Raw genomic sequence first — 22,791 nt, forward strand, 5'->3', positions numbered from 1 at the left:
GGCGGCTTTAGCGCGGTGGTCCCACCTGACCCCATGCCGAACTCAGAAGTGAAACGCCGTAGCGCCGATGGTAGTGTGGGGTCTCCCCATGTGAGAGTAGGGAACTGCCAGGCATCAAATTTAGCGTGCTGATATGGCTCAGTTGGTAGAGCGCACCCTTGGTAAGGGTGAGGTCCCCAGTTCGACTCTGGGTATCAGCACCACTTTATACTTAGGTTAAAGTTCGGCAAGAAGTAAAAGAATTTGTCTGGCGGCTTTAGCGCGGTGGTCCCACCTGACCCCATGCCGAACTCAGAAGTGAAACGCCGTAGCGCCGATGGTAGTGTGGGGTCTCCCCATGTGAGAGTAGGGAACTGCCAGACATCAAATAAGTGAGAAGGCCATCCGAAAGGATGGCCTTTTTGCGTTTATGCGCAGAAAAAACGGTAGGCCGGGTAAGGCGAAGCCGCCACCCGGCAGAGTAAACGATTAGTGAATCACCTGCGACAGGAATGCTCGCGTGCGTTCTGACTTCGGATGCGCAAAGAACTCATCCGGCGGCGCCTGCTCAACAATCTCCCCACGATCCATAAAGATCACCCGGTCAGCCACGGTTCTCGCGAACCCCATCTCATGCGTGACGCACAGCATGGTCATGCCGGATTGTGCCAGCCCAATCATGGTATCCAGCACCTCTTTCACCATTTCCGGGTCGAGGGCTGATGTCGGTTCATCAAACAGCATAATTTTTGGCTTCATACACAGTGAACGGGCGATAGCCACACGCTGCTGCTGACCACCCGATATCTGGCCTGGAAACTTATTGGCGTGTTCTGCGATACGTACGCGCTCCAGGTAGTGCATTGCCAACGCCTCGGCTTCCTTTTTCGGCATCTTACGTACCCAAATTGGCGCAAGCGTACAGTTCTGCAGAACGGTCAGGTGCGGAAATAAATTAAAGTGCTGAAAGACCATTCCCACTTCCTGACGCACGCGTTCGATATTGCGGATATCTTCATTCAGCTCGATGCCATCAACCACAATGCGTCCTTGCTGATGTTCTTCAAGATGATTAATGCAGCGAATGGTCGTGGATTTCCCGGAGCCGGAAGGGCCGCACAGGACAATGCGTTCGCCCTGCTTAACCTTAAGATTAATGTCCTTCAGTACATGAAACTGCCCGTACCATTTATTCACGTTTTCCAGCGTAATCATCGCGTCGGCGGGTGTCATAGTTATTTGGCTCATAATTTCCTCAGTGCGGCGTACGCCCGGTGTTAAAGCGCTTTTCCAGATGCTGGCTATAGCGCGACATGCTGAAACAAAAGATCCAGTAGATCAGTGCGGCAAAGACATAGCCTTCGGTGGACATGCCAAGCCAGACAGGGTCAACGGTCGCCTGCTGCACGCTGCTAAAGAGATCGAACAATCCGATGATGATCACCAGGCTGGTATCTTTGAAAAGGGCAATGATCGTGTTGACCAGACCCGGGATGACCAGCTTGAGTGCTTGCGGAAGAATGACCAGCCCCTGCGTTTTCCAGTAGCCGAGCGCCAGTGATTCCGCCGCTTCGTACTGGCCCTTAGGCAACGCCTGCAGACCACCGCGCACCACTTCAGCAACATAGGCGGACTGGAAGAGAATCACCCCAACCAGGGCACGGATCAGCTTGTCGATGGTTGTCCCTTCAGCCATAAACAGCGGCAGCATGACCGAGGACATAAACAGAACGGTAATAAGCGGTACGCCGCGCCAGAACTCAATAAAGATAACGGAGAGCACGCGTACGATCGGCATTTTTGAACGCCGTCCCAGGGCAAGTAATATCCCCCAGGGTAGAGCACCGGCTATCCCCACTGATGCGATAATCAGCGTCAGCGTCAGCCCGCCCCACTGGCGTGTTTCAACGCGTTCCAGTCCCAGGAAACCGCCATACAACAGCACCCAGACGATAATCGGATAAACCACCGCCCAGACGGCAATGTAGCGTCCACGGTGAGGCAGCTTTTTCCAGAACATGGCCGCGACAGAGAGCAGGCCGATAACCAGTGCCAGATTGATCCGCCAGCGCTGTTCATGCGGATACAATCCATACATGAACTGACCGAAGCGCTCATGGATGAACACCCAGCAGGCGCCCGCTTTGGTGCAGTCTGCCCGGGTTGAACCGACCCAGTTGGCCTGTAAAAACGCCCAGTTCAGCAGGGGAGGAATCAATTCCCACATGAGCCACAGGCAGACAATCGTCAGCAGGCTGTTACTCCAGCTGGAGAACAGATTCTTGCGCGCCCAGAGGATAAAACGTCCACCTGTCGAGTTGGCAGGGCGCGAGGCGTGCGACAGTATCGCTTTTGTCATCATAGATCCTTAGCGCTCGACCAGTGCTATACGACGGTTATAAAGGTTCATCAGCAATGAAATCACCAGGCTGATGATCAGATAGACAGACATCGTGATGGCGATAGTTTCAATGGCCTGTCCGGTCTGGTTAAGCACGGTTCCGGCGAAGAGTGACACCATATCCGGGTAACCAATGGCTGCAGCCAGCGACGAGTTTTTGACAATGTTGAGATACTGGCTGGTCAGGGGCGGAATGATGACCCGTAAAGCCTGCGGAATGATGACCTGGCGAAGCGTCACGGTATGGGGTAATCCCAGCGAGCGAGCCGCCTCGTGCTGTCCGTAAGGTACGGCCTGGATCCCCGCACGAATAATCTCTGCGATAAACGCGGACGTATAAATCGACAGCGCCAGCGTCAGGGCTGCCAGCTCGGGAATTAATACCATCCCGCCCTGAAAGTTAAAGCCACGCAGATGGGGAATATCCCAGTGCAGAGCGGCCCCAAACAGCCAGTGTGCGATGAGCGGCAGGCTAACGATCAGAACAGCTGCCGTGGGCCAGGTTCTGCGAAGCTGACCGGTTTTGATCTGATGTTTGCGGTTAAAGCGGAATATCCCGGCAGAGAGGGTTAGCGCGATCACAATCGCGGCGATGAAAGCGAACAGTCCTTCACCCGGCTGAGGAGAAGGAATGGACAACCCACGGTTGCTCAGGAAAAACAGCTCAAACGCGTCCACGGCCTGACGGGGACCGGGAAGGTTGCGCAGTACGGCGAAATACCAGAAGAAGATCTGCAGGAGCGGGGGAATATTGCGGAACGTCTCGATATAAACAGTCGACAGTTTCCGCAGAAGCCAGTTTTCAGAAAGACGCGCCAGACCAATAAAGAAGCCCAGAATCGAGGCGAAGACGATACAAAGCGCCGATACCAACAGCGTATTCAGTAAACCGACCACGAACACGCGTCCGTACGTGTCACCTTCCTGATAATCAATAAGGTGCTGAACAATGCCAAACCCCGCGCTGCGATCCAAAAACGCAAAACCGGAGGTAATGCCGCGGTTATTCAGGTTGGTAATGGTGTTATGGATGAGATACACGGCGATGAGAACAACCGCAACGATAGCAATAATCTGGAATAGCCAGGCGCGGACCGCGGGATGAGAAAAGGATAGCGATCCTTTTACGGCTGAGCGGCGATGGGACATAAAGAAACCTCAGTAACCATGACTCTGGAGTGGGGACTGCCTGAGCAGTGCCCGTTACAGCTATGACTTAACGTACTGGTGGCGCGTACTGAATACCGCCGTTGTTCCAGAGATTGTTCTGGCCGCGCTTGATCTTCAGCGGGCTTTCCGATCCCACGTTGCGTTCAAAGATCTCCGAGTAGTTGCCCACCTGCTTGATGATGTTGTAAGCCCATTTGTTATCCAGCTTCAGATCCTTGCCGAAATCGCCTTCTTTACCGAGCAGGTGCGCCATATCCGGATTGGATGGATTAGCCGCTTTCTCATCAACGTTTTTCGAGTTGATGCCCATCTCTTCTGCGTTCAGCATGGCAAACAGCGTCCAGCGAACAATGGAGAACCAGTCTTCATCGCCACGACGAACGACGGGGCCGAGAGGTTCTTTGGAGATCACTTCAGGCAGGACAATCCACTCTGCCGGGTTGCTCAGCTTAATACGTAAGGCATACAGCTGCGACTGGTCAGAGGCCAGCGTGTCGCAACGGCCGGATTCCAGCGCTTTGGCTGATTCATCCGAGCGGTCGAATGTCACCGGGGTGTATTTCATGTTGTTTGCTTTGAAATAATCGGCGACGTTCAGCTCGGTATCGGTGCCCGCCTGAATACAAACGGTGGCACCATCCAGCTCCTTCGCGCTTTTCAGGCCCGCTTTATTGTGGGTCAGGAAGCCAATGCCGTCATAATAGGTCACGCCCGTAAATGACATCCCCATCCCTGCGTCACGGGAAGAGGTCCAGGTGGTATTACGGGAGAGCAGGTCGACCTCGCCGGACTGCAGCGCCGTAAAGCGTTCTTTCGCCGTCAGCGGGGTATATTTTACTTTGCTGTCATCGCCAAAAACGGCAGCTGCAACGCCACGACAAACATCCACATCAATACCGGTAAATTTGCCGTTCGCATCGGCATAAGAGAAGCCAGGCAAACCGTCACTGATACCACATTGAACAAAACCTTTCTTTTTAACGGCATCCAGTGTCGTTCCCGCATGGGCTTGACCGGCTACGGCGAACAACATGCCTGCTGCGGCCAGGCTGGCTATCATCGTCTTTTTCATAATGCATCCTGTGTGGCGAAATTTATCGTTATAGAGGCGTTTTTTAAACGCTTTACCTGTCTGTGGCTTTGGCCAACGTTTATAAAGCAAACGTAATGCCAGTTTTGCGTTCGAGAAAATAAGAGACGAGTGAACGCTTAATGCTGAGTGTAGACAGGCTTAAATAAAACGAGCGCCCCGAAACGGTGCGAAATTACAACCTGTGCCACAAATCGGAGCAAAAGTTTTAAATCGGGTCAGGAAAAAGAAGAGATAGTTTCCGGTGTGAATATTGGCAGGGTATTCAATAATATGAATGTGTGAAAGTCATCACGGCAGGCCAGGTAATTTGACTGAGTATACGAAAAAGTTGTGACTAGCTTCAGGCTTAAATTAATTACGTGAATAAATACGGGGCTATTTTTTTACTTATTTGAAGATACTGCACTCATTAAAAGCAAAAAGCGCGGCCGGAGCCGCGCTTTCTCAACAGACGTTACTTCGTCAGGGCTACAATACCCAGCGTCAAACCCGCTACTGCGGCAGCACCGCCGGCGATAGCACCCGCTGTCTCCCAGTTATCCTGGGTGGTGCCTTTCATACAGGTATTGGTATGAACCAGTCGGCCCTGGTCGTCGTAAACCGGTACACATGGAGAGTCGTGCGCGCAGCCAGCAAGCAGCGCAGCGAGAAGTGCAACGGAAATGAATCTTTTCATGATGTTACCTCAGTATTATTTCTCATTCGCTATAAAGCCAGGAGGGCTATTAACGAACTGGCGGTTATTTTACCATCGGGGTAACTCCCCGTTACACGAGGAATAATCTCAATTTATGTAGTTTGTAAAAATCGTGGAGAAAAGTCGGCTTCAGGATGAATTAATGGAGACATTATGAAGATGCAAAAGACTGTTTTTACTTAATGCAAATCGTCCTGTTTTTAAAACGGCCTCTTTGTAAAACCTAATTCGTTGTTTATGTTAAAAATAAAAAGGCACCAAAGGTGCCTTTTCAGGGAAACATTAATCGTTATGGCGAGTAAACCGCCGCCGGACAACCACAAAGAAGACGGGCACGAAGAAAATCGCCAGAAGCGTTGCGGAAAGCATGCCCCCCATCACGCCGGTACCGACGGCGTTTTGCGCGCCGCTCCCGGCCCCGGTGCTGATCACCAGCGGCATGACGCCAAGGATAAAGGCCAGGGACGTCATCAGGATCGGACGAAGGCGCATCCGTGACGCTTCCAGCGTGGCTTCAATAATGCCTTTACCTTCTTTATCCATCAGGTCTTTTGCAAATTCGACGATCAGGATGGCGTTTTTCGCCGATAAGCCAATCGTCGTCAGCAGGCCGACCTGGAAGTAGACGTCATTGTTTAACCCGCGCAGTGAGGCTGCGAGAAGCGCCCCGATGACCCCTAGCGGCACAACCAGCATAACGGAGAATGGAATGGACCAGCTTTCATACAGCGCTGCCAGACACAGGAATACTACGATAAGTGAAATGGCATACAGTGCAGGCGCCTGGTTGCCCGAGAGCCGCTCCTGGTAAGACATCCCCGTCCAGTCATAGCCGATGCCTGTAGGCAGTTTCGCCGCGAGGCTTTCCATCATCACCATCGCCTCACCGGTACTTTTACCCGGGGCTGATTCACCGAGAATTTCCATAGAGGGCATCCCGTTGTAGCGCTCCAGGCGAGGCGAACCGTAAACCCACTTCGCGCTGCTAAAGGCGGAGAACGGCACCATTTTTCCATTCGCGCTGCGCACGTAAAGGTTGTTGATATCTCCCGGCAACATACGGAATTTTGCATCGGCCTGTACGTAGACCTTTTTCACGCGCCCATGATCGATAAAGTCGTTCACATAGGTGCCGCCTAAGGAAGTCGAAATCGTCTGGTTAACGTCAGAAAGACTAATGCCCAGCGCCTGCGCTTTCTCCTGGTCGACATCCAGCTTGAACTGAGGCGTATCTTCAAGACCGTTAGGACGCACGCGGACCAGCAGGTCAGGATGCTCTTTCACCATGCCGAGCAGCTGGTTACGCGCCTGCGTCAGCTGGGTATGCCCCAGGTTAGCCTGATCGATCAGTTCAAAGTCGAAGCCCGTCGCGGTACCCAGCTCAATAATGGCAGGCAGGTTAAACGGGAACACAAGACCATCTTTAATCTGACTGAAGGCTTTCGTCGCGCGACCCACAATGGCTTCGACGCCATTTTCCGCCCCCGGGCGCTCTTCCCAGGGCTTCAGGCTGATGAAGGCAATACCGGAGTTCTGACCCTGGCCGCTAAAGCTAAAGCCGTTTACGGTAAAGACGGACTCAACGTTCGCCTTCTCTTTGTTCAGGTAGTAGTCCTGAACCTGGTCAAGGACCTGCTGAGTACGCGTCTGGGTTGCCCCTGCCGGAAGTTGAACCATCGTCATAAACACCCCCTGATCCTCTTCGGGGAGGAAGGAGGTGGGCAAGCGCAGAAAGAGCACCGCCATCCCAGCGACGATAATGATGTACACCACCAGATAGCGCCCGGTCTTACGCAAAATACCGCTCACGCTGTTGCTATAGTGATCCACGCTCTTATCAAAAAGCGCATTAAACCAGCCGAAGAAGCCACCTTTCTTCTCATGATGGTCGGCGGATACGGGCTTAAGCAATGTTGCGCAGAGGGCGGGCGTCAGGATGAGCGCAACCAGTACGGACAACGCCATAGCGGAAACGATAGTCAGTGAGAACTGGCGATAGATCGCTCCCGTTGAGCCGCCGAAAAAGGCCATCGGAATAAAGACCGCCGAGAGCACCATGGCGATCCCCACCAGTGCGCCCTGGATCTGCTCCATCGACTTCTGCGTGGCCTCTTTCGGCGGCAGTTTGTCCTCAACCATGACGCGTTCAACGTTCTCAACGACCACGATGGCGTCATCCACCAGCAGACCTATCGCCAGCACCATGCCGAACATCGTCAGGGTATTGATGGAGAAACCGAACGCCGCCAGAACCGCGAAGGTACCCAGCAGAACAACCGGTACCGCGATGGTCGGGATGAGCGTCGCACGCAGGTTTTGCAGAAACAGGTACATCACCAGGAAGACGAGAATAATCGCCTCAAACAGGGTCTTCACAACTTCGTGGATGGAGATTTTCACAAAAGGTGTGGTGTCATAGGGATAGACAACTTTTAGCCCCTGCGGGAAGAACGGCTGCAGTTGCGCCAGCTTGCTCTTGATGGCTGCCGCGGTGTCCAGCGCATTGGCGCCGGTAGCCAGCTTAATCCCCAGACCGGTTGCTGCCTGCCCGTTGATTTTAGTGACCATGTTGTAGTTTTCGCCGCCCAGCTCAATACGCGCCACGTCCTTCAGATGAACCATCGAACCGTCCTGATTCACCTTGAGCGTCACGCGGCCAAACTCCTCCGGTGATTTCAGGCGGGTTTGCGCGATAATCGAGGCATTCAGCTGCTGCCCGGGAATGGACGGCGTTCCGCCCAGCTGACCTGCCGCTATCTGATCGTTCTGCGTTTTCAGCTGATTGATAATATCCAGCGGCGTCAGCTGGTATTTGTTCATCGCGTTGCTGTCGAGCCAGATGCGCATCGCATACTGCGCGCCAAACAGCTGAACGTCACCGACACCAGACGTCCGGCTGATGGCATCTTTGACGTTTGAGGCGACGTAATCAGAAATATCGTTCTGCGTGAGACTTTTGTTGTCTGAAACAAAACCGGCAACCAGCAGGAAGCTGCTGCTGGATTTCTCCACGCCAATCCCCTGCTGCTGAACCTCTTGCGGCAGAAGCGGCATCGCGAGCTGCAGCTTGTTCTGCACCTGTACCTGCGCGATGTCAGGGTCCGTTCCTGACTCGAAGGTCAGGGTAATGGTGACGTTACCCGCTGAATCGCTGGTGGAGGACATATACATCAGCTTATCGATACCGTTCATGTTCTGTTCGATAACCTGGGTCACGGTATCCTGCACCGTTTGCGCGTCAGCGCCCGGGTAGGTCGCCGATATCGCCACCGCGGGAGGCGCGATGGTCGGATACTGTGCGACGGGAAGTTTGAGAATGGCCAGCCCGCCAGCAATCATCAAGATGATGGCCAGTACCCAGGCGAAAACCGGTCTCTGAATAAAGAAATTAGCCATGTCGTCGTCCCTTAACCGGCTGGCGTCGCGGTGGTATCCGGCGTCGCGACGACGGTCACCCCCGGTTTGACTTTCTGTAGCCCGCTGACAATCACGCGGTCACCGTTTTTCAGCCCTTCCGTCACCAGCCAGCGGTCGCCAATTGCCTGCGGGGCGACGACGGTACGCGGCTCTACCTGGTTTTTATCGTTCACCACCATGACGGTTGCATCGCCTCGCGGTGTTCGGGTCACGCCTTGCTGTGGCACCAGAATCGCAACCGGCTGGGTGCCTTCATCAATGCGGGCGCGAACAAACATGCCGGGTAACAGCAGATGCTGAGGGTTGGGGAAAATGGCGCGCAGGGTAATCGAGCCGGTACTTTCATCAACCGTGACGTCTGAGAACTGCAGGGTGCCTTTGAGCGGATAGGGTTGTCCATTTTCCATCAGCAGCTCAACGCTGCTGGCGGTATCGCCTTTCTGCAGGCTCGTCTGTTTCAGGCGCATAAAGTCATTACTGGACTGGGTAACATCGACATAAATCGGATCGAGCTGCTGGACCGTGGCCAGCGCCGTGGCTTGCCCGTTCGTCACCAGCGCCCCTTCGGTCACGCTGGATTTCCCGATACGACCATCAACAGGCGAGGTCACCTTGGTATAGGCAAGGTTGATTCGCGCGCTTTCAACCCCGGCTTTTGCGGCAACCACGCTGGCATCTGCCTGCTGAGCCGTCGCCACGGCCTGGTCATACTCCTGCTTGCTGACATACTGGGTGCCTACCAGCGGGAGATAACGTTTTACCGTCAGATGGGCAATATTAGCCGCCGCCTGTGCCTTCGCCAGTTCGCCTTTGGCACTTTCATAGGCTGCCTGATAGGTCGCAGGATCAATCTGATAAAGTGAATCACCCGCTTTTACATCGCTACCTTCCGTGAAGTTACGACGCAGGATAATACCGCTAACCTGCGGACGAACCTCTGCAACGCGGAACGCATCCGTTCTGCCCGGGAGTTCAGTGGTGACAGCCAGCGGCGCGCTTTTCACAATATGCACGCTGACCTGGGGGGCCTGCGGATGTTGTTGTGGGTTTTCCTGGCCATCGCATCCTGAGAGCAGTACCGCGCAGACAATGAAACCGGCTAAGGGTAAGCGTCTGAAATGATTCGTCATTACTGTTCCTTTAAATACCCATCAACCGATATATGCCGCAAATCGGTAGCTGGGGCAGAGGGATAAAAATAAAATGTAGCTGCGTATAATAATGAGGGTATTTAATGTTTTTTAATTTATAAGTGCGAATGACCGTGCTTGTATAAAAAAATCAGAATCAGACTCGGTCCATTCAGCGATATACTTCAGGCAGATTAATCAGATAACTGGGGTTAATGTCCTTTACTCATTCATCTCGTCTATTTAATTGGTTTGATGTATTTGCATTAATTATAAATTAAGAGGGCTGACTTTTTTTGTGCAAAATTAAAATTGATTTTAGTGAATACTTACATTTTTATGAACGCATTATTATCTTCAAATCCTGTGAGTAACGAGTAGCTGCCTATGGCGCGTAAAAAGAAAGAAGAGGCCCAACAAACCCGGCAGCAGCTGATTGAGGCGGCAATCGGCCAGTTTGCGACGCGTGGCGTAGCCAGCACGACGCTGACGGACATAGCCGATGCCGCAAAGGTGACGCGCGGAGCAATCTATTGGCACTTCACCAGTAAAGCTGAAATATTTAATGCCATCTGGGAACAGCAGCTACCGCTTCGTGACATTATTCGCGACAGGCTTACTCTTTCCGATAGCGACGATCCATTGTTAAAACTTCGTGAGCAATTTATTACTGCGCTGCAATATATTGCCCATGAACCCCGACAATGTGCGCTTTTACAAATTCTGTATCATAAATGTGAATTTAGCAGCGATATGATCCCAGAGAAAGAGATCAGGAAACGGATTGGATTCAATGATGACACGCTGCGCGCCACGCTGGAGACCTGTATCTCGCGGAATATCATTTCGCCAACAATGAATGTGGATCTCACCTTGATTGTCTTCCACGGTTTTTTTAGCGGAATAATTAAAAACTGGTTAATGAATAACGACAGTTTTAATCTTTATCAGCAGGCTCCTGCGCTGGTCGACAGTATACTGGCGACACTCCCTGTCATTCGCGTGTCGCCTGATGATGAGGCCTACAGCTCGGCGCCAGGTAACATTTCCCCTCGGGCGCAAAGTGCTTCTATGGCCTGCGGGCTGGCGGGTTTACCTAACAGATAACCCTGAAGGGTGTTGCAGCCAAGCGCGGTTAAAAAGGCTTGCTGTGCTTCAGTTTCGACTCCTTCAGCCACGACTTTGAGGTTAAGCGTTTTAGCGAGGGCCACAATCGCTGAGACAATAGTGGCATCCTCGCTTTCGCCGCTGAGCTCTTTCACGAACGCCCTGTCGATTTTCAACTCACAGGCCGGTAAGCGCTTGAGGTACAGAAGGCTTGAGTACCCGGTGCCAAAATCATCAATGGAGGCCTTCACGCCCGCATCCGTCAGCTCTGTCAGCACCCTTACGCTCTCGTCCGGGTTGCTCATTGCCGTGGTTTCCGTTACTTCGAGGATCAACATTTCCGGCGGCACGTGGTGAAGTGCCAGACAGTCGAGAACCGTTTTAACCAGCGAAGGCTGTTCAAACTGCAGCGTTGACAGGTTTACCGCCATTGACCAGCTTTTATGCCCCTGAAGATGCCATTCCCGCAGCTGGCGACAGGCTTCATTAATCACCCAGTTGCCAATAGGGACGATCAGCCCCGTTTTTTCCGCTAACGGCAGAAAAAGGTCCGGCGTCAGGAGACCCTGCTTTGGGTGCTGCCAGCGCAATAACGCCTCGAATCCGAGGACAGGACCCGCGGGGGCGTGAAATTTTGGCTGATACAGCAGGCGCAGCTCATGGCGATCGATCGCCATCCACAGATCGTTCATTAGCTGGAGATGGGTCTGCGCCAGGGTGTTCATAGAGGGCTGGAAAAAGTGATAGCCGTTCCGGCCCATATGCTTCGTGTGATACATCGCCGCGTCGGCGTTAAACATCAGCTCGCGCTCGGTTTTGCCGTCGTGAGGATACAGCGCAATACCTATGCTGAGGGTCACCACCAGTTCATAGGGGCCAAGAGTGAACGGACTATCGATCGCGCGCACCAGCGCATTCGCCAGCGATGCCGCGTCGTCCGGGCCTTCTCCCTCTGCCAGCAGAACAAACTCATCGCCGCCGATACGTGCAAGGGTGAACTGGCCTTTCAGAAGCTGCAGCAGACGCTGCGTAACGGCGACCAGCAGCCTGTCACCGACATCATGGCCGTAGGCGTCATTGATGGCTTTAAAGCCGTCGAGATCCATAAACATCAGGGCAAAGTGATTCCCTTCACGATCGGCTTTGCTGATGGCCTGATCGAGTCGGTCTTCCAGCAGGATACGGTTGGGCAGACGCGTCAGGGTATCGTGCAGCGCCAGCTGAGCGAGCTCCCGGTTAGCTTCTGCCAGCGACGAGGCCAGAAGGGCGGTACGAGCCTGAAGGCGGGCATCCAGCATCGACACCAGCAGGGTGATGCCAAGAATAGAGAGCGCGACGACGCTGACCAGCACCGCCAGCCAGCTTCCGTTAATCCCCGCATGGTGAACCATGGTGGACATTGGAAACTGCGCTGCTTTCATTCCGGCATAGTGCATACCGGCAATGGCAATCCCCATCGTGATGGCGGCCCCCATGCGCATCAGCACGACCTGCGCGGCTTCGCGACGCAGGCGGAAGGTCAGCCACAATGCCGCGAGGGAAGCGGCAAGCGCAATGGCGACCGAAATAGCCACCCAGACCTTGTCCCAGATAATCCCCGGCATCACTTCCAGCGCCGCCATGCCGGTGTAATGCATCGCGACAATTCCGCTTCCCATCACCAGCGCGCCGGGCAGCAGTCGGCGCAAGCGTAATTGCTCGCAGCTCACGAGCCATAGCGCGAACAGTGACGAACCCACGGCGATGACCATGGATAACACCGTCAGGCTGGCGTTATAGCTCATGCTCATGGAGAGGTCCATCGCCAGCATGCCGATAAAATGCATGGCCCACACGCCAATGCCCATGGCAATACCTCCCCCGGCCAGCCAGACGCGGGCAGCGACGCCCTCGCTTCCGGCGACGCGTGCAGCCATGTTCAGCGCGGTATACGCAGCAAGGATGGCAACAACAAAGGAGAGGACGACAAGGATAGCGTTGTATTGGCTGACCAGCATGGACGGTTCTACTCAAGTGTGGGGTTACGCTAGAGCGGTTGAGAAGGGCGAGACATTATCACCGTCAGGTAATGGCTCAAAGGGATTTAAATCCCCGTTTTTAGTGGGTAATAACGGGGGATTTGCATAATCAGGCGATTAGTCGAGCTCTGAGCAGTTCACGAGTTTCAGCGGATTGACGGAGTTCATATTGCGACACTTATCGGTTTCGGTGCTCATCAGTTCAATCCACTGCATCAGGAGTGCATCGAAAACGAGAACGAAGATTGCAAAGACAACCAGCCACCAGTATTTACGAATCATTGTGTCATTCCGCGAGAAGAGCGCCAGTAAGGTGGGGGAAATATACACGAAAAACCGTGGTTGAAAAGCGGGAGAAGCGAAGGTTTACAATGCGTTGACGGAGCGCGCAGGAAATAAAAAAGGCGCTTCCCCATGCCGAAGAGCGCCTTTTTAAACAAGCATTTAACTGATTAGTATCAGTTCATGCCGTATTTTTTCAGTTTCTTACGCAGAGTACCACGGTTGATACCCATCATCAGCGCAGCGCGGGTCTGGTTACCGCGGGTGTATTGCATCACCATGTCCAACAGTGGCTGTTCAACTTCAGCCAGTACCAGCTCATACAGGTCATTAACATCCTGACCGTTCAGTTGAGCAAAATAGTTCTTCAGTGCCTGTTTAACCGAGTCACGCAGGGGCTTTTGAGTTACCTGGTCCTGAGAGTTAACGGTAGAAACGGTCAGTACGTCAGAATTTACGCGTTGTTCGAACATAGTTCTGTCAGCTCTTTATTTCATTACGCAAGATTTTCGAAGTATGCCTCCAACGCCTCCAGCTGTACGCTGGCATCCTCTATGGCGTTGAATGTGCGCCGAAACTGGTCATCTGGAGCGTGCTCCTGGAGATACCAGGAGACGTGTTTACGCGCAATTCGGTACCCTTTTGCCTGACCGTAGTGGTCATGCAGTTCCCGAACATGCGAACAAAGCAAGCGCTTAACCTCTGCCAGTGGCAGTGGGGCAAGCAGCTCCCCAGTGTCCAGATAATGCTGGATTTCCCGGAAGATCCAGGGTCTTCCCTGAGCTGCACGTCCTATCATCAGAGCATCAGCTCCCGTATAGTCGAGCACAGCCCTGGCTTTAAGCGGGTCAGTTATGTCGCCATTCGCGATAATCGGAATGGAAACTTTCTGCTTAACTGCCCGAATGCTGTCGTATTCAGCTTCGCCGTTGAACAAACAGGCGCGAGTGCGTCCATGAATGGTCAGGGCCTGAATGCCACAATCTTCGGCCAGTTGGGCAATCTCTACACAGTTACGGTGTTCCGGCGACCAACCCGTGCGAATCTTTAACGTAACAGGAACGTCCACCGCGCTGACAACCGCCGTCAGGATAGCTTTCACCTGATCGGGGTATTGCAGAAGGGCTGAACCTGCAAGCTTGCGATTCACCTTTTTGGCCGGGCACCCCATATTGATATCAATAATCTGGGCACCACTTTCCACGTTAATCCGCGCGGCATCTGCCATCTCTTCAGGCACGCTTCCGGCAATTTGCACGGTGCGTATACCGGGTTCATCAATGTGCACCATCCGAAGGCGGGATTTATCGCTTTCCCAAACCTGCGGGTTAGACGACATCATCTCGGATACGGTTAAACCGGCTCCCATCTCGTAGCACAGCGTCCTGAACGGCCGGTCGGTAATACCTGCCATAGGGGCTGCGATCAGGCGATTTCTAAGCTGGTGGTGTCCGATGCGCATGAGTTAAGAAATGACCATACTGTGACTGCAAGGCGGCGTATATTACGCATTTTTTGCACGAGATGAAAGGCCAAACTTTGAACAATCCACTGCGGTAGATCAAGGAATCGCCGCTGAATCTGTTCGTTCAAAATTATTCACTATTTAAATCATTGTGTTATACGTGAATGGTTATTTTATGGGCGCTTACAATTTCCCGTAACTTCTCATCATTTCTGAATAAATGCGTCGCCAAAGCGGGATAATCTGCTGTTTTAAGCAGCAGATTTCCCCACTTCTTTGCGATCTGCGTCGCATTTTAGAACATGATCGTCAGGCGAAACATGCGTCTTATTCGACCACAACACGCCCATGCAGCGACTGTAACGGCCGGTTATTATCGTGATGCATGGTACGGGTGAATCTCTCAAGCTGTTCTGCAGACACCGTCAGGGGATGCTTAAGCACAATCCAGGTGACGCCTTCTGAACACGGTGGGGTGGTCAAGGAACCGCTAAAGCGCCAGTACGTTTTATCGCCCGGCAGCAGTGAGTTCAGGTTAAGGTCCTGTTTGATGGAGACGTTCTGCTCGGCCTGCTGCGGCATCACGCGCCACAGCTTTTCAAGCTCCGGGTTTGCGGCCCCTTTATCAAACATGACCGCCACCACCGTCAGTTCTCCGCTGGCATTTTTATGAACCAGATGCATTTCCATCGCATACTTCTTGCCATGAACGGTGTTTTCGCTCGGCGCGTGGAAATGAAACTGTTGTAACGTCCAGGTTTGCTTATCAAGAGTCAGGGTGTCGCGGGTGTTCGCCTGCTCGCTTGCCTGAATGGTATGGCCATTGTTCGTCAGCGTAACCGGGCCATCAACGTAGTGGGTTTGTAGCGGGGGAAGATGGGCGTTCGCGGTCGAATCAATATTAATGGGAGACTGGTTCATCCCGCTTTGACAGGTCTTGTAGGCCTCGTCCAGTTCACCCCAGTGTTCCGGCGAACCTTCCCCTTTGTAGCTCCAGTGTGATGCCAATGCTGAAGCCGAAACCATGCTCAGCGCCAGCAGCGCTGCCTTGCCTGTAATGTGTTTCATCATATTCTTCCGGTGAATTTTTATATTACAAATCAACATGATTTGTATGGTTATTTTACCGAAGAATGGCTGAGTGACAGAGGATTATCGAAGGGAGAAAGGCGTGGTCAGATGACCACGCCAAATGCTTATTTTTTACGGCCGGTGATGCGGCACCACTCTTCCTTTTCCACCACCGGATCGAGGGCAAAGAGATCGGCGTAGGCTTCACACACGCTGTCTGCCTGGCTTGCCAGGATACCGGAAAGGCCCAGCAGACCGCCCTCAACGGGCAGCACGCTGATTAACGGGGCCAGCTCGCGCAGTGGTCCCGCCAGAATGTTTGCGACCACCACATCGGCTTTCATGGCCTCTGGCTGGGCATCCGGCAGATAGAGCTCCAGACGATCGGAGACGCCGTTACGCTCGGCATTATCCCGGCTGGCCTGAATGGCCTGCGGATCGATATCGATCCCAATGGCTTTAGCCGCGCCGAGTTTCAGGGCGGCAATGGCGAGGATCCCGGATCCGCAGCCGAAGTCGATCACCGTCTTACCGTCCAGATCCAAACCATCCAGCCACTGCAGGCACAGGGACGTGGTTGGGTGAGTGCCGGTACCAAACGCCAGGCCCGGGTCGAGCATCACGTTGACCGCATTTTCGTCCGGGACGTCGCGCCAGCTTGGGCAGATCCACAGACGTTTGCCGAACTGCATCGGGTGGAAGTTATCCATCCACTCGCGTTCCCAGTCTTTGTCTTCCAGCTGTTCGATTTTGTGCGCAAAACCCGCGCCCAGCAGCGGATGGTTTTCCAGAATGGCAACCACCTCTTTCATGTCGGTTTCGGCATCAAACAGGCCGATCACGTCGGTATCGCCCCACAGGCGGGTTTCACCCGGCAGCGGCTCAAAGACCGGCGTGTCATGCGTGTCCTGGAAGGTAATAGAGACCGAACCGGCCTCCATCAGCGCATCGCTCAGCTCTTCGGCGTTAGCACCGGTTGTGTTCAGTTTTAGTTGGATCCACGGCATGGCAAAACTCTTTATTTATCAGTAGAAATCATAGCGGGCTGCGGTACGGGTTGACCGAAACGGTTCCCGACCACAAACGCCAGTAAACTTAGCAGTAACGATGGGACAATCGGATGGAAGCCCAGGTACTGAATCTTAAACGTTGCGAGAACGGCATAGAGCACGCCGCCGACGATCATTCCGCTTAACGCACCCGCAGCATTGGCCCGCTCCCAGTAGAGACCCAATACCAAAGGCCACAGGAATACGGCCTCCAGGCCGCCGAACGCCAGCAGGTTAAGCCAGATGATCATCTCCGGCGGACGCCATGCGGCCAGCATCATCAGAATGCCAAGCACCAGCGTGGTCCAGGTGGAGATGCGTTTCAGCTTTTGCTCATTATGCAGTTTAGCCGGACGCGCGCTCAGCCACAGATCTTTGATGATAGTGGCTGAAGCCTGCAGCAGGTGCGCGTTAACGTTCGACATGATCGCCGCCATCGGTGCAGCAAGGAACAAGCCCGCGGCCCACGGCGGCAGAACCTGCACCATCAGCGTTGGGATCACCTGGTCCGGCACGGTCAGGTGAGGTAACACGGCACGGCCCAGCGCGCCCGCCAGGTGCATGCCCAGCATCAGCAGCGCAACGACGACGGTGCCAATCACAATCCCGCGGTGAACGGCCTTGCTGTCTTTATAAGAGATACAGCGCACCGCCGTGTGCGGCAGGCCGATAACGCCGAAGCAGACCAGCACCCAGAAGGAGGTCATAAATGCAGGCGTCAGGATATCGTCAGCACCCTGCGGGCTAACCAGCTTAGGGTCGATCTGCTCCAGCGTTTGCACCGCATTGTGTAATCCACCGGCCGCGTAGATGACGCCGACCAGCAGCACAAGGGTGCCTATCAGCATCACCATGCCCTGCATCGTATCGTTTAGCACGCTGGCGCGGAAACCGCCAAACGCGGTGTACAGGGCAATCGTGATCCCGAAGATGAGCAGCCCGGTCTCGTACTTGATACCCGCCGCCGTTTCCAGCAGGCGCGCGCCGCCAATAAACTGTACGGCAATGGCGCCGACGAAGGCGACAATCAGGCTGATGCTGGCAATCCAGACGACCGCGCGACTCTGATAGCGCGCCTGCAGCATGTCGTTTAGCGTAATGGCGTTATAGCGGCGGGCAAGAATGGCAAATTTTTTGCCCAGAATGCCCAATGAGAGCCAGATAGTGGGTACCTGGATCATGGCCAGCAATACCCAGCCGAGCCCATATTTGTATGCTGCTCCCGGCCCGCCAATGAATGAACTGGCACTCACGTACGTGGCGGTTAACGTCATCGCCAGCACAAAGCCGCCCATCGAGCGGCTGCCGAGGAAATATTCGCTCAGGAACGATCCGGTACTGCGCTTGCGCATGGCATAGAAAGAGAGGCCAAACACCACGATCAGATAGACAACCAGCACGGTGATGATTTCAGTTTGCATCACTGTCCTCCAGCGGGAAATCGCGGAAGATAAAGCGCACCATCAGCCAGCTGAGCAAAATGAAAATCAGCGGTACCAGCAGACACGCCATTTCAAACCAGTGCGGCAGGCCGGTTATGCCCGAGGTTGAACCCGGTAAGTAAGCAGTTACTAACCATGCGGCGAGATAGAGAAGGGTCAGCCACAGCGCCCAGCGCGCTTCTTTGTGGGCCTGAACAAAACGTTTGTCCATTTTTTGTCCCTTGTGGATGAAGAAAGCGGGGATTGTACATGATGAGGCTTTCCTGGCCCCAGAAATAAAAAAGGCCGGATAATCCGGCCTTTTCGCACGCGAGCGGTCTTACTTCTCGTTAAGACCGAGTTTCTTCTCGAGATAGTGGATGTTGGTTCCACCATTCTGGAAGTGCTCGTCGCTCATGATACGCATCTGCAGATCAACGTTGGTTTTGATACCGTCGATGATCAGCTCCTGCAGGGCGTTCTTCATGCGGGCAATCGCCACGTCACGGTTTTCGCCGTAGCAGATGAGCTTGCCGATCATTGAGTCATAGTACGGCGGTACGGTGTAACCGGCATAGATATGAGACTCCCAGCGCACGCCAAAGCCACCCGGCGCGTGGAAACGCGTGATTTTACCCGGGCTTGGCAGGAAGGTGTTCGGGTCTTCGGCGTTAATACGGCACTCTACCGCATGGCCTTTCACCACCACTTCTTCCTGCTTGATGGACAGCGGCTGACCGGCTGCAATACGCAGCTGCTCTTTGATCAGGTCAACGCCGGTGATCATTTCGGTTACCGGGTGTTCAACCTGAATACGGGTGTTCATCTCGATGAAGTAGAACTCACCGTTTTCGAACAGGAACTCGAAGGTACCCGCACCGCGATAGCCGATATCCACGCACGCTTTGGCGCAACGCTCGCCGATGTAGCGACGCAGTTCCGGGGTAATGCCCGGTGCTGGTGCTTCTTCGACCACTTTCTGGTGACGACGCTGCATGGAGCAGTCGCGCTCTGCCAGATAGATCGCGTTACCCTGACCGTCTGCCAGCACCTGAATTTCGATGTGGCGTGGGTTTTCCAGGTATTTTTCCATGTACACCATGTCATTGCTGAACGCGGCTTTCGCTTCAGCTTTGGTCATGGAGATGGACTGCGCCAGTTCAGCATCGCTGCGCACAACGCGCATACCGCGACCGCCGCCGCCGCCGGACGCCTTGATGATAACCGGGTAGCCAATGCGTTTAGCATGAGCACGGTTAGCATCCATGTCGTCGGTCAGAGGGCCGTCAGAGCCTGGTACGGTTGGCACGCCGGCTTTTTTCATCGCGGTGATTGCAGACACTTTATCGCCCATCAGGCGGATGGTGTCGGCTTTCGGGCCGATGAAGATGAAGCCAGAGCGTTCAACCTGCTCAGCAAAGTTGGCGTTCTCAGAGAGGAAACCATAACCCGGATGAATTGCCACCGCGCCGGTGATTTCAGCGGCGCTGATGATAGCCGGGATGTTCAGATAGCTTTTTACGGACGGAGCCGGGCCAATACAGACCGTCTCATCCGCCAGCAATACGTGTTTTAAATCGCGATCCGCGCTTGAGTGCACAGCGACGGTCTTGATGCCCAGTTCTTTACAGGCACGAAGAATACGCAGGGCGATCTCGCCGCGGTTGGCGATAACAATTTTATCCAGCATGTTCGCCTCGTTACTCGATGACGACCAGCGGCTCGTCAAATTCAACCGGCTGACCACTTTCGACCAGAATCGCTTTCACAGTACCTGATTTGTCTGCTTCGATCTGGTTCATCATTTTCATCGCTTCAACGATGCACAGGGTATCGCCTACGTTGACCTTCTGACCCACTTCGATGAACGCCTTCGCGTCCGGGCTCGGGGTGCGGTAGAAAGTACCAACCATTGGGGAACGTACGATGTGACCACTGATTTCTGCTGCAGCGGCAGGTGCGGCTTCTGCGGCTGGCGCAACGGCTGCGGAGAGCGCAGGCTGCTGCACTGGCGCAGCATAAGCTTGCTGCATTACCGGGAAGCTAGCGGCTGGGGCTGCACGGCTGATGCGTACAGACTCTTCGCCTTCAGAAATTTCCAGTTCGGAGATGCCTGATTCTTCAACCAGCTCGATCAGTTTTTTAATCTTACGAATATCCATGAGTGGGTTCCGTACTCTTGTTTAGTGTGATTGTGACAAGCGTTTTACCGCTGTCTGTAAAGCGTATGAATAGCCGTCAGCGCCAAGTCCACAGATAACGCCGGCAGCGATATCCGACAGATATGAATGGTGGCGGAACGGCTCTCGGGCGTGCACGTTACTCAGGTGGATCTCGATAAACGGGATACTCACCGCGAGCAGTGCGTCGCGGATAGCAACACTGGTGTGCGTAAACGCGGCCGGATTGATCAGGATATAGTCCACAGTGTCTTTAGCCTGATGAATACGGTCGATGAGTGCGTACTCCGCATTCGACTGAAAATGATCCAAATCCACATTCAGCGACGCTGCTTCCGTTCCCAGACGGTTAACAATTTCACTCAATGTTAGCGTGCCGTACTTCTCTGGCTCACGGGTGCCGAGCATGTTCAGGTTCGGTCCGTTCAAAACTAAGATATGGAACTTATCAGTCATTATGCCGCTATCTCCTGCGATTTTCGGGTAAAAAACAACATATACCTTCGAAACGCAAATGTCACCTTTTCAGAGGCTTAAAACCGCTGTCAGGCGAACCAAGGTCGCACATTATAACGATTTCGTAGCATTTAGCAGCTAAATACTGGTCTTATCAGGGAAGATTATCAACCGCTATCCGAAAAAGATTTGCGGTTGACGGGGAATCTGCGGGAAAACGCACAGTTTCGCGAACTATCGCAACCACTGGCGGAACTTCTTATAACGCCATGCTAAAAGCGCTACGGCCGCCAGTGCATACAGGACCGGCAGCGGGGAGAGGATCTTCACCGACCACAGGTAATGAATGGGCGCGAGGATGGCAACAAGATAGACGAAGTTGTGCAGCAGCTGCCAGCGCCTGCCCAGTTTTCGCTGCGCATATTGCGTGGAGGTTAGCGCCAGCGCCAGTAAAACCACCCAGCTCACGATACCCAGCGTCAGATAAGGACGCGTCACCAGTTCGCGGCCAAGCAGCGCCAGATTGTTAATTCCCAGCTCCAGCAGGGCATAGCTCGTAAGGTGCAGCGTCGCCCAGGCAAAACACCATAGCCCTAATAGCCGACGGGTACGTATCAATAATGGCTGTTTAGCGTAGCGCGCCAGGGGCGAGACGAGCAAGGTGGCCAGCAAGAATTTCAGAGCCATCCGACCGGTAAAATGCTGGATGTCCTTTGCCGGATCGGCGCTAAAGAGCCCCTGGCTGACGGCCCAGAACAGCCATATAAAAGGAAGTAACCCGGCCAGATGCAGCAGCACCTTCAGCCAGACGATCTGTTTTGCCGTTAGACGCACTCAGAAGTTCTCCCGTAAATTGAGGCCACGATACAGCGAGGCCACTTCATCCGCATAGCCGTTAAATAGCAGCGTCGGCTGGCGCTTTACGTCCAGCGCACCGCCGGAACCGATAAACCGCTCGGTTGCCTGCGACCATCGCGGGTGATCCACGTGCGGGTTCACGTTGGCGAAGAAACCATATTCGTCGGGAGCCGCCAGATTCCAGGTGGTTGGCGGACGCTCGCGGGTGAGCTTAATGCTGACGATGGACTTAATCCCTTTAAAACCGTATTTCCACGGCACGGTTAAACGGATGGGGGCGCCGTTCTGCGGCGGAAGCGCCTTGCCGTATACGCCGACGGTCAGCAGGGTGAGCGGGTGCATTGCTTCATCGAGGCGTAACCCTTCCACATAGGGATATTCAAGCCCGCCGCCGATAAACCGGTCTTTTTGCCCGGGCATCTCGTCCGGCGCGTAGCGCGTCTGAAAAGCGACATATTTTGCGTTGCTGGTGGGTTCAGCCATCGCCAGCAGCTTATGCAGGGGGAAGCCGATCCAGGGCACCACCATTGACCAGGCTTCCACGCAGCGCATGCGATAGATACGCTCTTCGAGCGGGAAGCGGGTGGTCAGGTCGTGATGATCCAGCGTCAGGGGTTTCGCCACTTCGCCATCAATCTTCAGCGTCCACGGATCGGTTTTGAGGCTTCCCGCGTTGGCGGCAGGATCGGCCTTATCCAGACCAAATTCGTAGAAGTTGTTATAGCCGGTAACTTTATCTTCCGGCGTCGGCGGCAGTTTGTTTTGCCATTCAGCCGTTTTGGTAAAGGTGAGCGGGGCGCCGGACGGGGCCTTCGGCCGATCGTTGCCCTTAAACCAGTCGAGCAGGTCGGCGTGTGCCGCAGGCGAGAGCGATAGCGCGGTGGCGCTGATGCCAAGCATTTTCAGGATCTGGCGGCGCTGTAGCATAAAGACAGACTCGGACGTTACGTCAGCTTCCGTCAGTTTTCGATTTTTCATGGCATCCTCCATCATGCGT

At 54.0% G+C, this 22,791-nt stretch carries 21 protein-coding genes, 1 tRNA gene and 2 rRNA genes; 4 read left to right on the top strand and 20 right to left on the bottom strand.

Annotation, left to right across the window (positions count from 1 at the left end; genetic code table 11):
• The 3 genes from rrf (ACMWKK_RS11210) to rrf (ACMWKK_RS11220) all read left to right on the top strand — a co-directional run.
• Window positions 1–113 (top strand): 5S ribosomal RNA (rrf, locus tag ACMWKK_RS11210); the annotation flags it as partial.
• 14 nt (window positions 114–127) lie between these two features.
• Window positions 128–203, top strand: a tRNA-Thr gene (locus ACMWKK_RS11215).
• 43 nt (window positions 204–246) lie between these two features.
• Window positions 247–362 (top strand): 5S ribosomal RNA (gene rrf, locus ACMWKK_RS11220).
• 106 nt (window positions 363–468) lie between these two features.
• On the opposite strand, the gene ACMWKK_RS11225 is transcribed toward rrf (ACMWKK_RS11220), so the two are convergent.
• The 7 genes from ACMWKK_RS11225 to ACMWKK_RS11255 form a co-directional block, all read right to left on the bottom strand.
• Complete coding sequence (locus tag ACMWKK_RS11225; RefSeq protein ID WP_014171880.1) at window positions 469–1,227, bottom strand: amino acid ABC transporter ATP-binding protein; 759 nt, start codon at window positions 1,225–1,227, stop codon at window positions 469–471.
• A gap of 7 nt (window positions 1,228–1,234) precedes the next feature.
• Entirely contained in the window at window positions 1,235–2,338 is a 1,104-nt protein-coding gene (locus ACMWKK_RS11230; protein ID WP_045329579.1) for an amino acid ABC transporter permease, read from the bottom strand.
• A 9-nt stretch (window positions 2,339–2,347) separates the two neighbouring features.
• Entirely contained in the window at window positions 2,348–3,529 is a 1,182-nt protein-coding gene (locus ACMWKK_RS11235) for an amino acid ABC transporter permease (protein WP_112780535.1), read from the bottom strand.
• A gap of 67 nt (window positions 3,530–3,596) precedes the next feature.
• Window positions 3,597–4,622 carry an amino acid ABC transporter substrate-binding protein gene (locus ACMWKK_RS11240; protein WP_045329583.1) on the bottom strand — a complete coding sequence of 342 codons (1,026 nt, stop codon included), beginning with the start codon at window positions 4,620–4,622 and terminating at the stop codon, window positions 3,597–3,599.
• Between the two features lie 475 nt (window positions 4,623–5,097).
• Window positions 5,098–5,319 carry a lipoprotein gene (locus ACMWKK_RS11245; RefSeq protein WP_008502867.1) on the bottom strand — a complete coding sequence of 74 codons (222 nt, stop codon included), beginning with the start codon at window positions 5,317–5,319 and terminating at the stop codon, window positions 5,098–5,100.
• Window positions 5,320–5,622: 303 nt separating this feature from the next.
• Window positions 5,623–8,736 (bottom strand): efflux RND transporter permease subunit, encoded by a 3,114-nt coding sequence (locus ACMWKK_RS11250; RefSeq protein WP_112780534.1) that lies wholly within the window; start codon window positions 8,734–8,736, stop codon window positions 5,623–5,625.
• An 11-nt stretch (window positions 8,737–8,747) separates the two neighbouring features.
• The gene (locus ACMWKK_RS11255; RefSeq protein WP_284948523.1) at window positions 8,748–9,887 is read right to left on the bottom strand and encodes an efflux RND transporter periplasmic adaptor subunit; all 1,140 of its coding nucleotides are present in this window, start codon (window positions 9,885–9,887) and stop codon (window positions 8,748–8,750) included.
• Between the two features lie 387 nt (window positions 9,888–10,274).
• On the opposite strand from ACMWKK_RS11255, the gene envR reads away from it, so the two are divergent.
• A complete protein-coding gene (envR, locus tag ACMWKK_RS11260; RefSeq protein ID WP_161656372.1) occupies window positions 10,275–10,994 on the top strand; it encodes an acrEF/envCD operon transcriptional regulator in 720 nt (239 codons plus the stop codon).
• On the opposite strand, the gene ACMWKK_RS11265 is transcribed toward envR, so the two are convergent.
• From ACMWKK_RS11265 to msrP, 13 genes are all read right to left on the bottom strand, one after another.
• Window positions 10,910–12,991: a putative bifunctional diguanylate cyclase/phosphodiesterase gene (locus tag ACMWKK_RS11265; RefSeq protein WP_161656373.1), complete on the bottom strand. Its 2,082-nt coding sequence runs from the start codon at window positions 12,989–12,991 to the stop codon at window positions 10,910–10,912. The genes envR and ACMWKK_RS11265 overlap by 85 nt on opposite strands.
• A gap of 138 nt (window positions 12,992–13,129) precedes the next feature.
• Entirely contained in the window at window positions 13,130–13,294 is a 165-nt protein-coding gene (locus tag ACMWKK_RS11270; RefSeq protein WP_032642458.1) for a DUF2556 family protein, read from the bottom strand.
• Window positions 13,295–13,470: 176 nt separating this feature from the next.
• A complete protein-coding gene (gene fis, locus ACMWKK_RS11275) occupies window positions 13,471–13,767 on the bottom strand; it encodes a DNA-binding transcriptional regulator Fis (protein ID WP_000462905.1) in 297 nt (98 codons plus the stop codon).
• Between the two features lie 23 nt (window positions 13,768–13,790).
• The gene (gene dusB, locus ACMWKK_RS11280; RefSeq protein WP_045329658.1) at window positions 13,791–14,756 is read right to left on the bottom strand and encodes a tRNA dihydrouridine synthase DusB; all 966 of its coding nucleotides are present in this window, start codon (window positions 14,754–14,756) and stop codon (window positions 13,791–13,793) included.
• A 330-nt stretch (window positions 14,757–15,086) separates the two neighbouring features.
• On the bottom strand, window positions 15,087–15,827 hold the full coding sequence (locus ACMWKK_RS11285; protein WP_112780519.1) for a carbonic anhydrase: 741 nt from the start codon (window positions 15,825–15,827) through the stop codon (window positions 15,087–15,089).
• A gap of 128 nt (window positions 15,828–15,955) precedes the next feature.
• Window positions 15,956–16,837 carry a 50S ribosomal protein L11 methyltransferase gene (gene prmA / locus ACMWKK_RS11290; RefSeq protein WP_094945088.1) on the bottom strand — a complete coding sequence of 294 codons (882 nt, stop codon included), beginning with the start codon at window positions 16,835–16,837 and terminating at the stop codon, window positions 15,956–15,958.
• A gap of 11 nt (window positions 16,838–16,848) precedes the next feature.
• Window positions 16,849–18,300, bottom strand: coding sequence for a sodium/pantothenate symporter (panF, locus tag ACMWKK_RS11295; RefSeq protein WP_112780518.1), 1,452 nt, complete (start codon window positions 18,298–18,300; stop codon window positions 16,849–16,851).
• Window positions 18,290–18,532: a YhdT family protein gene (locus tag ACMWKK_RS11300; RefSeq protein ID WP_112780517.1), complete on the bottom strand. Its 243-nt coding sequence runs from the start codon at window positions 18,530–18,532 to the stop codon at window positions 18,290–18,292. Before ACMWKK_RS11300 ends, panF begins: the two co-directional genes overlap by 11 nt.
• A 108-nt stretch (window positions 18,533–18,640) precedes the next feature.
• Complete coding sequence (gene accC / locus ACMWKK_RS11305) at window positions 18,641–19,990, bottom strand: acetyl-CoA carboxylase biotin carboxylase subunit (RefSeq protein ID WP_003860388.1); 1,350 nt, start codon at window positions 19,988–19,990, stop codon at window positions 18,641–18,643.
• A gap of 10 nt (window positions 19,991–20,000) precedes the next feature.
• On the bottom strand, window positions 20,001–20,462 hold the full coding sequence (gene accB, locus ACMWKK_RS11310; RefSeq protein ID WP_010436174.1) for an acetyl-CoA carboxylase biotin carboxyl carrier protein: 462 nt from the start codon (window positions 20,460–20,462) through the stop codon (window positions 20,001–20,003).
• 21 nt (window positions 20,463–20,483) lie between these two features.
• The gene (gene aroQ / locus ACMWKK_RS11315) at window positions 20,484–20,936 is read right to left on the bottom strand and encodes a type II 3-dehydroquinate dehydratase (RefSeq protein WP_032642454.1); all 453 of its coding nucleotides are present in this window, start codon (window positions 20,934–20,936) and stop codon (window positions 20,484–20,486) included.
• Window positions 20,937–21,170: 234 nt separating this feature from the next.
• Window positions 21,171–21,770 (bottom strand): protein-methionine-sulfoxide reductase heme-binding subunit MsrQ, encoded by a 600-nt coding sequence (msrQ, locus tag ACMWKK_RS11320; RefSeq protein WP_112780516.1) that lies wholly within the window; start codon window positions 21,768–21,770, stop codon window positions 21,171–21,173.
• On the bottom strand, window positions 21,771–22,772 hold the full coding sequence (gene msrP, locus ACMWKK_RS11325) for a protein-methionine-sulfoxide reductase catalytic subunit MsrP (protein ID WP_112780515.1): 1,002 nt from the start codon (window positions 22,770–22,772) through the stop codon (window positions 21,771–21,773).
• Window positions 22,773–22,791: the final 19 nt, after the last annotated feature.

The organism is Enterobacter sp. 01-M-03-SI-ECC (assembly GCF_047530215.1).
GTDB lineage: Bacteria > Pseudomonadota > Gammaproteobacteria > Enterobacterales > Enterobacteriaceae > Enterobacter > Enterobacter chengduensis.

Excerpts from the sequence above, each read along its gene's own strand:
- ACMWKK_RS11225 (WP_014171880.1), bottom strand. The coding sequence starts at position 1,227 with ATGAGCCAAATAACTATGACACCCGCCGACGCGATGATTACGCTGGAA.
- ACMWKK_RS11230 (WP_045329579.1), bottom strand. The coding sequence starts at position 2,338 with ATGACAAAAGCGATACTGTCGCACGCCTCGCGCCCTGCCAACTCGACA.
- ACMWKK_RS11235 (WP_112780535.1), bottom strand. The coding sequence starts at position 3,529 with ATGTCCCATCGCCGCTCAGCCGTAAAAGGATCGCTATCCTTTTCTCAT.
- ACMWKK_RS11240 (WP_045329583.1), bottom strand. The coding sequence starts at position 4,622 with ATGAAAAAGACGATGATAGCCAGCCTGGCCGCAGCAGGCATGTTGTTC.
- ACMWKK_RS11245 (WP_008502867.1), bottom strand. The coding sequence starts at position 5,319 with ATGAAAAGATTCATTTCCGTTGCACTTCTCGCTGCGCTGCTTGCTGGC.
- ACMWKK_RS11250 (WP_112780534.1), bottom strand. The coding sequence starts at position 8,736 with ATGGCTAATTTCTTTATTCAGAGACCGGTTTTCGCCTGGGTACTGGCC.
- ACMWKK_RS11255 (WP_284948523.1), bottom strand. The coding sequence starts at position 9,887 with ATGACGAATCATTTCAGACGCTTACCCTTAGCCGGTTTCATTGTCTGC.
- envR (WP_161656372.1), top strand. The coding sequence starts at position 10,275 with ATGGCGCGTAAAAAGAAAGAAGAGGCCCAACAAACCCGGCAGCAGCTG.
- ACMWKK_RS11265 (WP_161656373.1), bottom strand. The coding sequence starts at position 12,991 with ATGCTGGTCAGCCAATACAACGCTATCCTTGTCGTCCTCTCCTTTGTT.
- ACMWKK_RS11270 (WP_032642458.1), bottom strand. The coding sequence starts at position 13,294 with ATGATTCGTAAATACTGGTGGCTGGTTGTCTTTGCAATCTTCGTTCTC.
- fis (WP_000462905.1), bottom strand. The coding sequence starts at position 13,767 with ATGTTCGAACAACGCGTAAATTCTGACGTACTGACCGTTTCTACCGTT.
- dusB (WP_045329658.1), bottom strand. The coding sequence starts at position 14,756 with ATGCGCATCGGACACCACCAGCTTAGAAATCGCCTGATCGCAGCCCCT.
- ACMWKK_RS11285 (WP_112780519.1), bottom strand. The coding sequence starts at position 15,827 with ATGAAACACATTACAGGCAAGGCAGCGCTGCTGGCGCTGAGCATGGTT.
- prmA (WP_094945088.1), bottom strand. The coding sequence starts at position 16,837 with ATGCCGTGGATCCAACTAAAACTGAACACAACCGGTGCTAACGCCGAA.
- panF (WP_112780518.1), bottom strand. The coding sequence starts at position 18,300 with ATGCAAACTGAAATCATCACCGTGCTGGTTGTCTATCTGATCGTGGTG.
- ACMWKK_RS11300 (WP_112780517.1), bottom strand. The coding sequence starts at position 18,532 with ATGGACAAACGTTTTGTTCAGGCCCACAAAGAAGCGCGCTGGGCGCTG.
- accC (WP_003860388.1), bottom strand. The coding sequence starts at position 19,990 with ATGCTGGATAAAATTGTTATCGCCAACCGCGGCGAGATCGCCCTGCGT.
- accB (WP_010436174.1), bottom strand. The coding sequence starts at position 20,462 with ATGGATATTCGTAAGATTAAAAAACTGATCGAGCTGGTTGAAGAATCA.
- aroQ (WP_032642454.1), bottom strand. The coding sequence starts at position 20,936 with ATGACTGATAAGTTCCATATCTTAGTTTTGAACGGACCGAACCTGAAC.
- msrP (WP_112780515.1), bottom strand. The coding sequence starts at position 22,772 with ATGAAAAATCGAAAACTGACGGAAGCTGACGTAACGTCCGAGTCTGTC.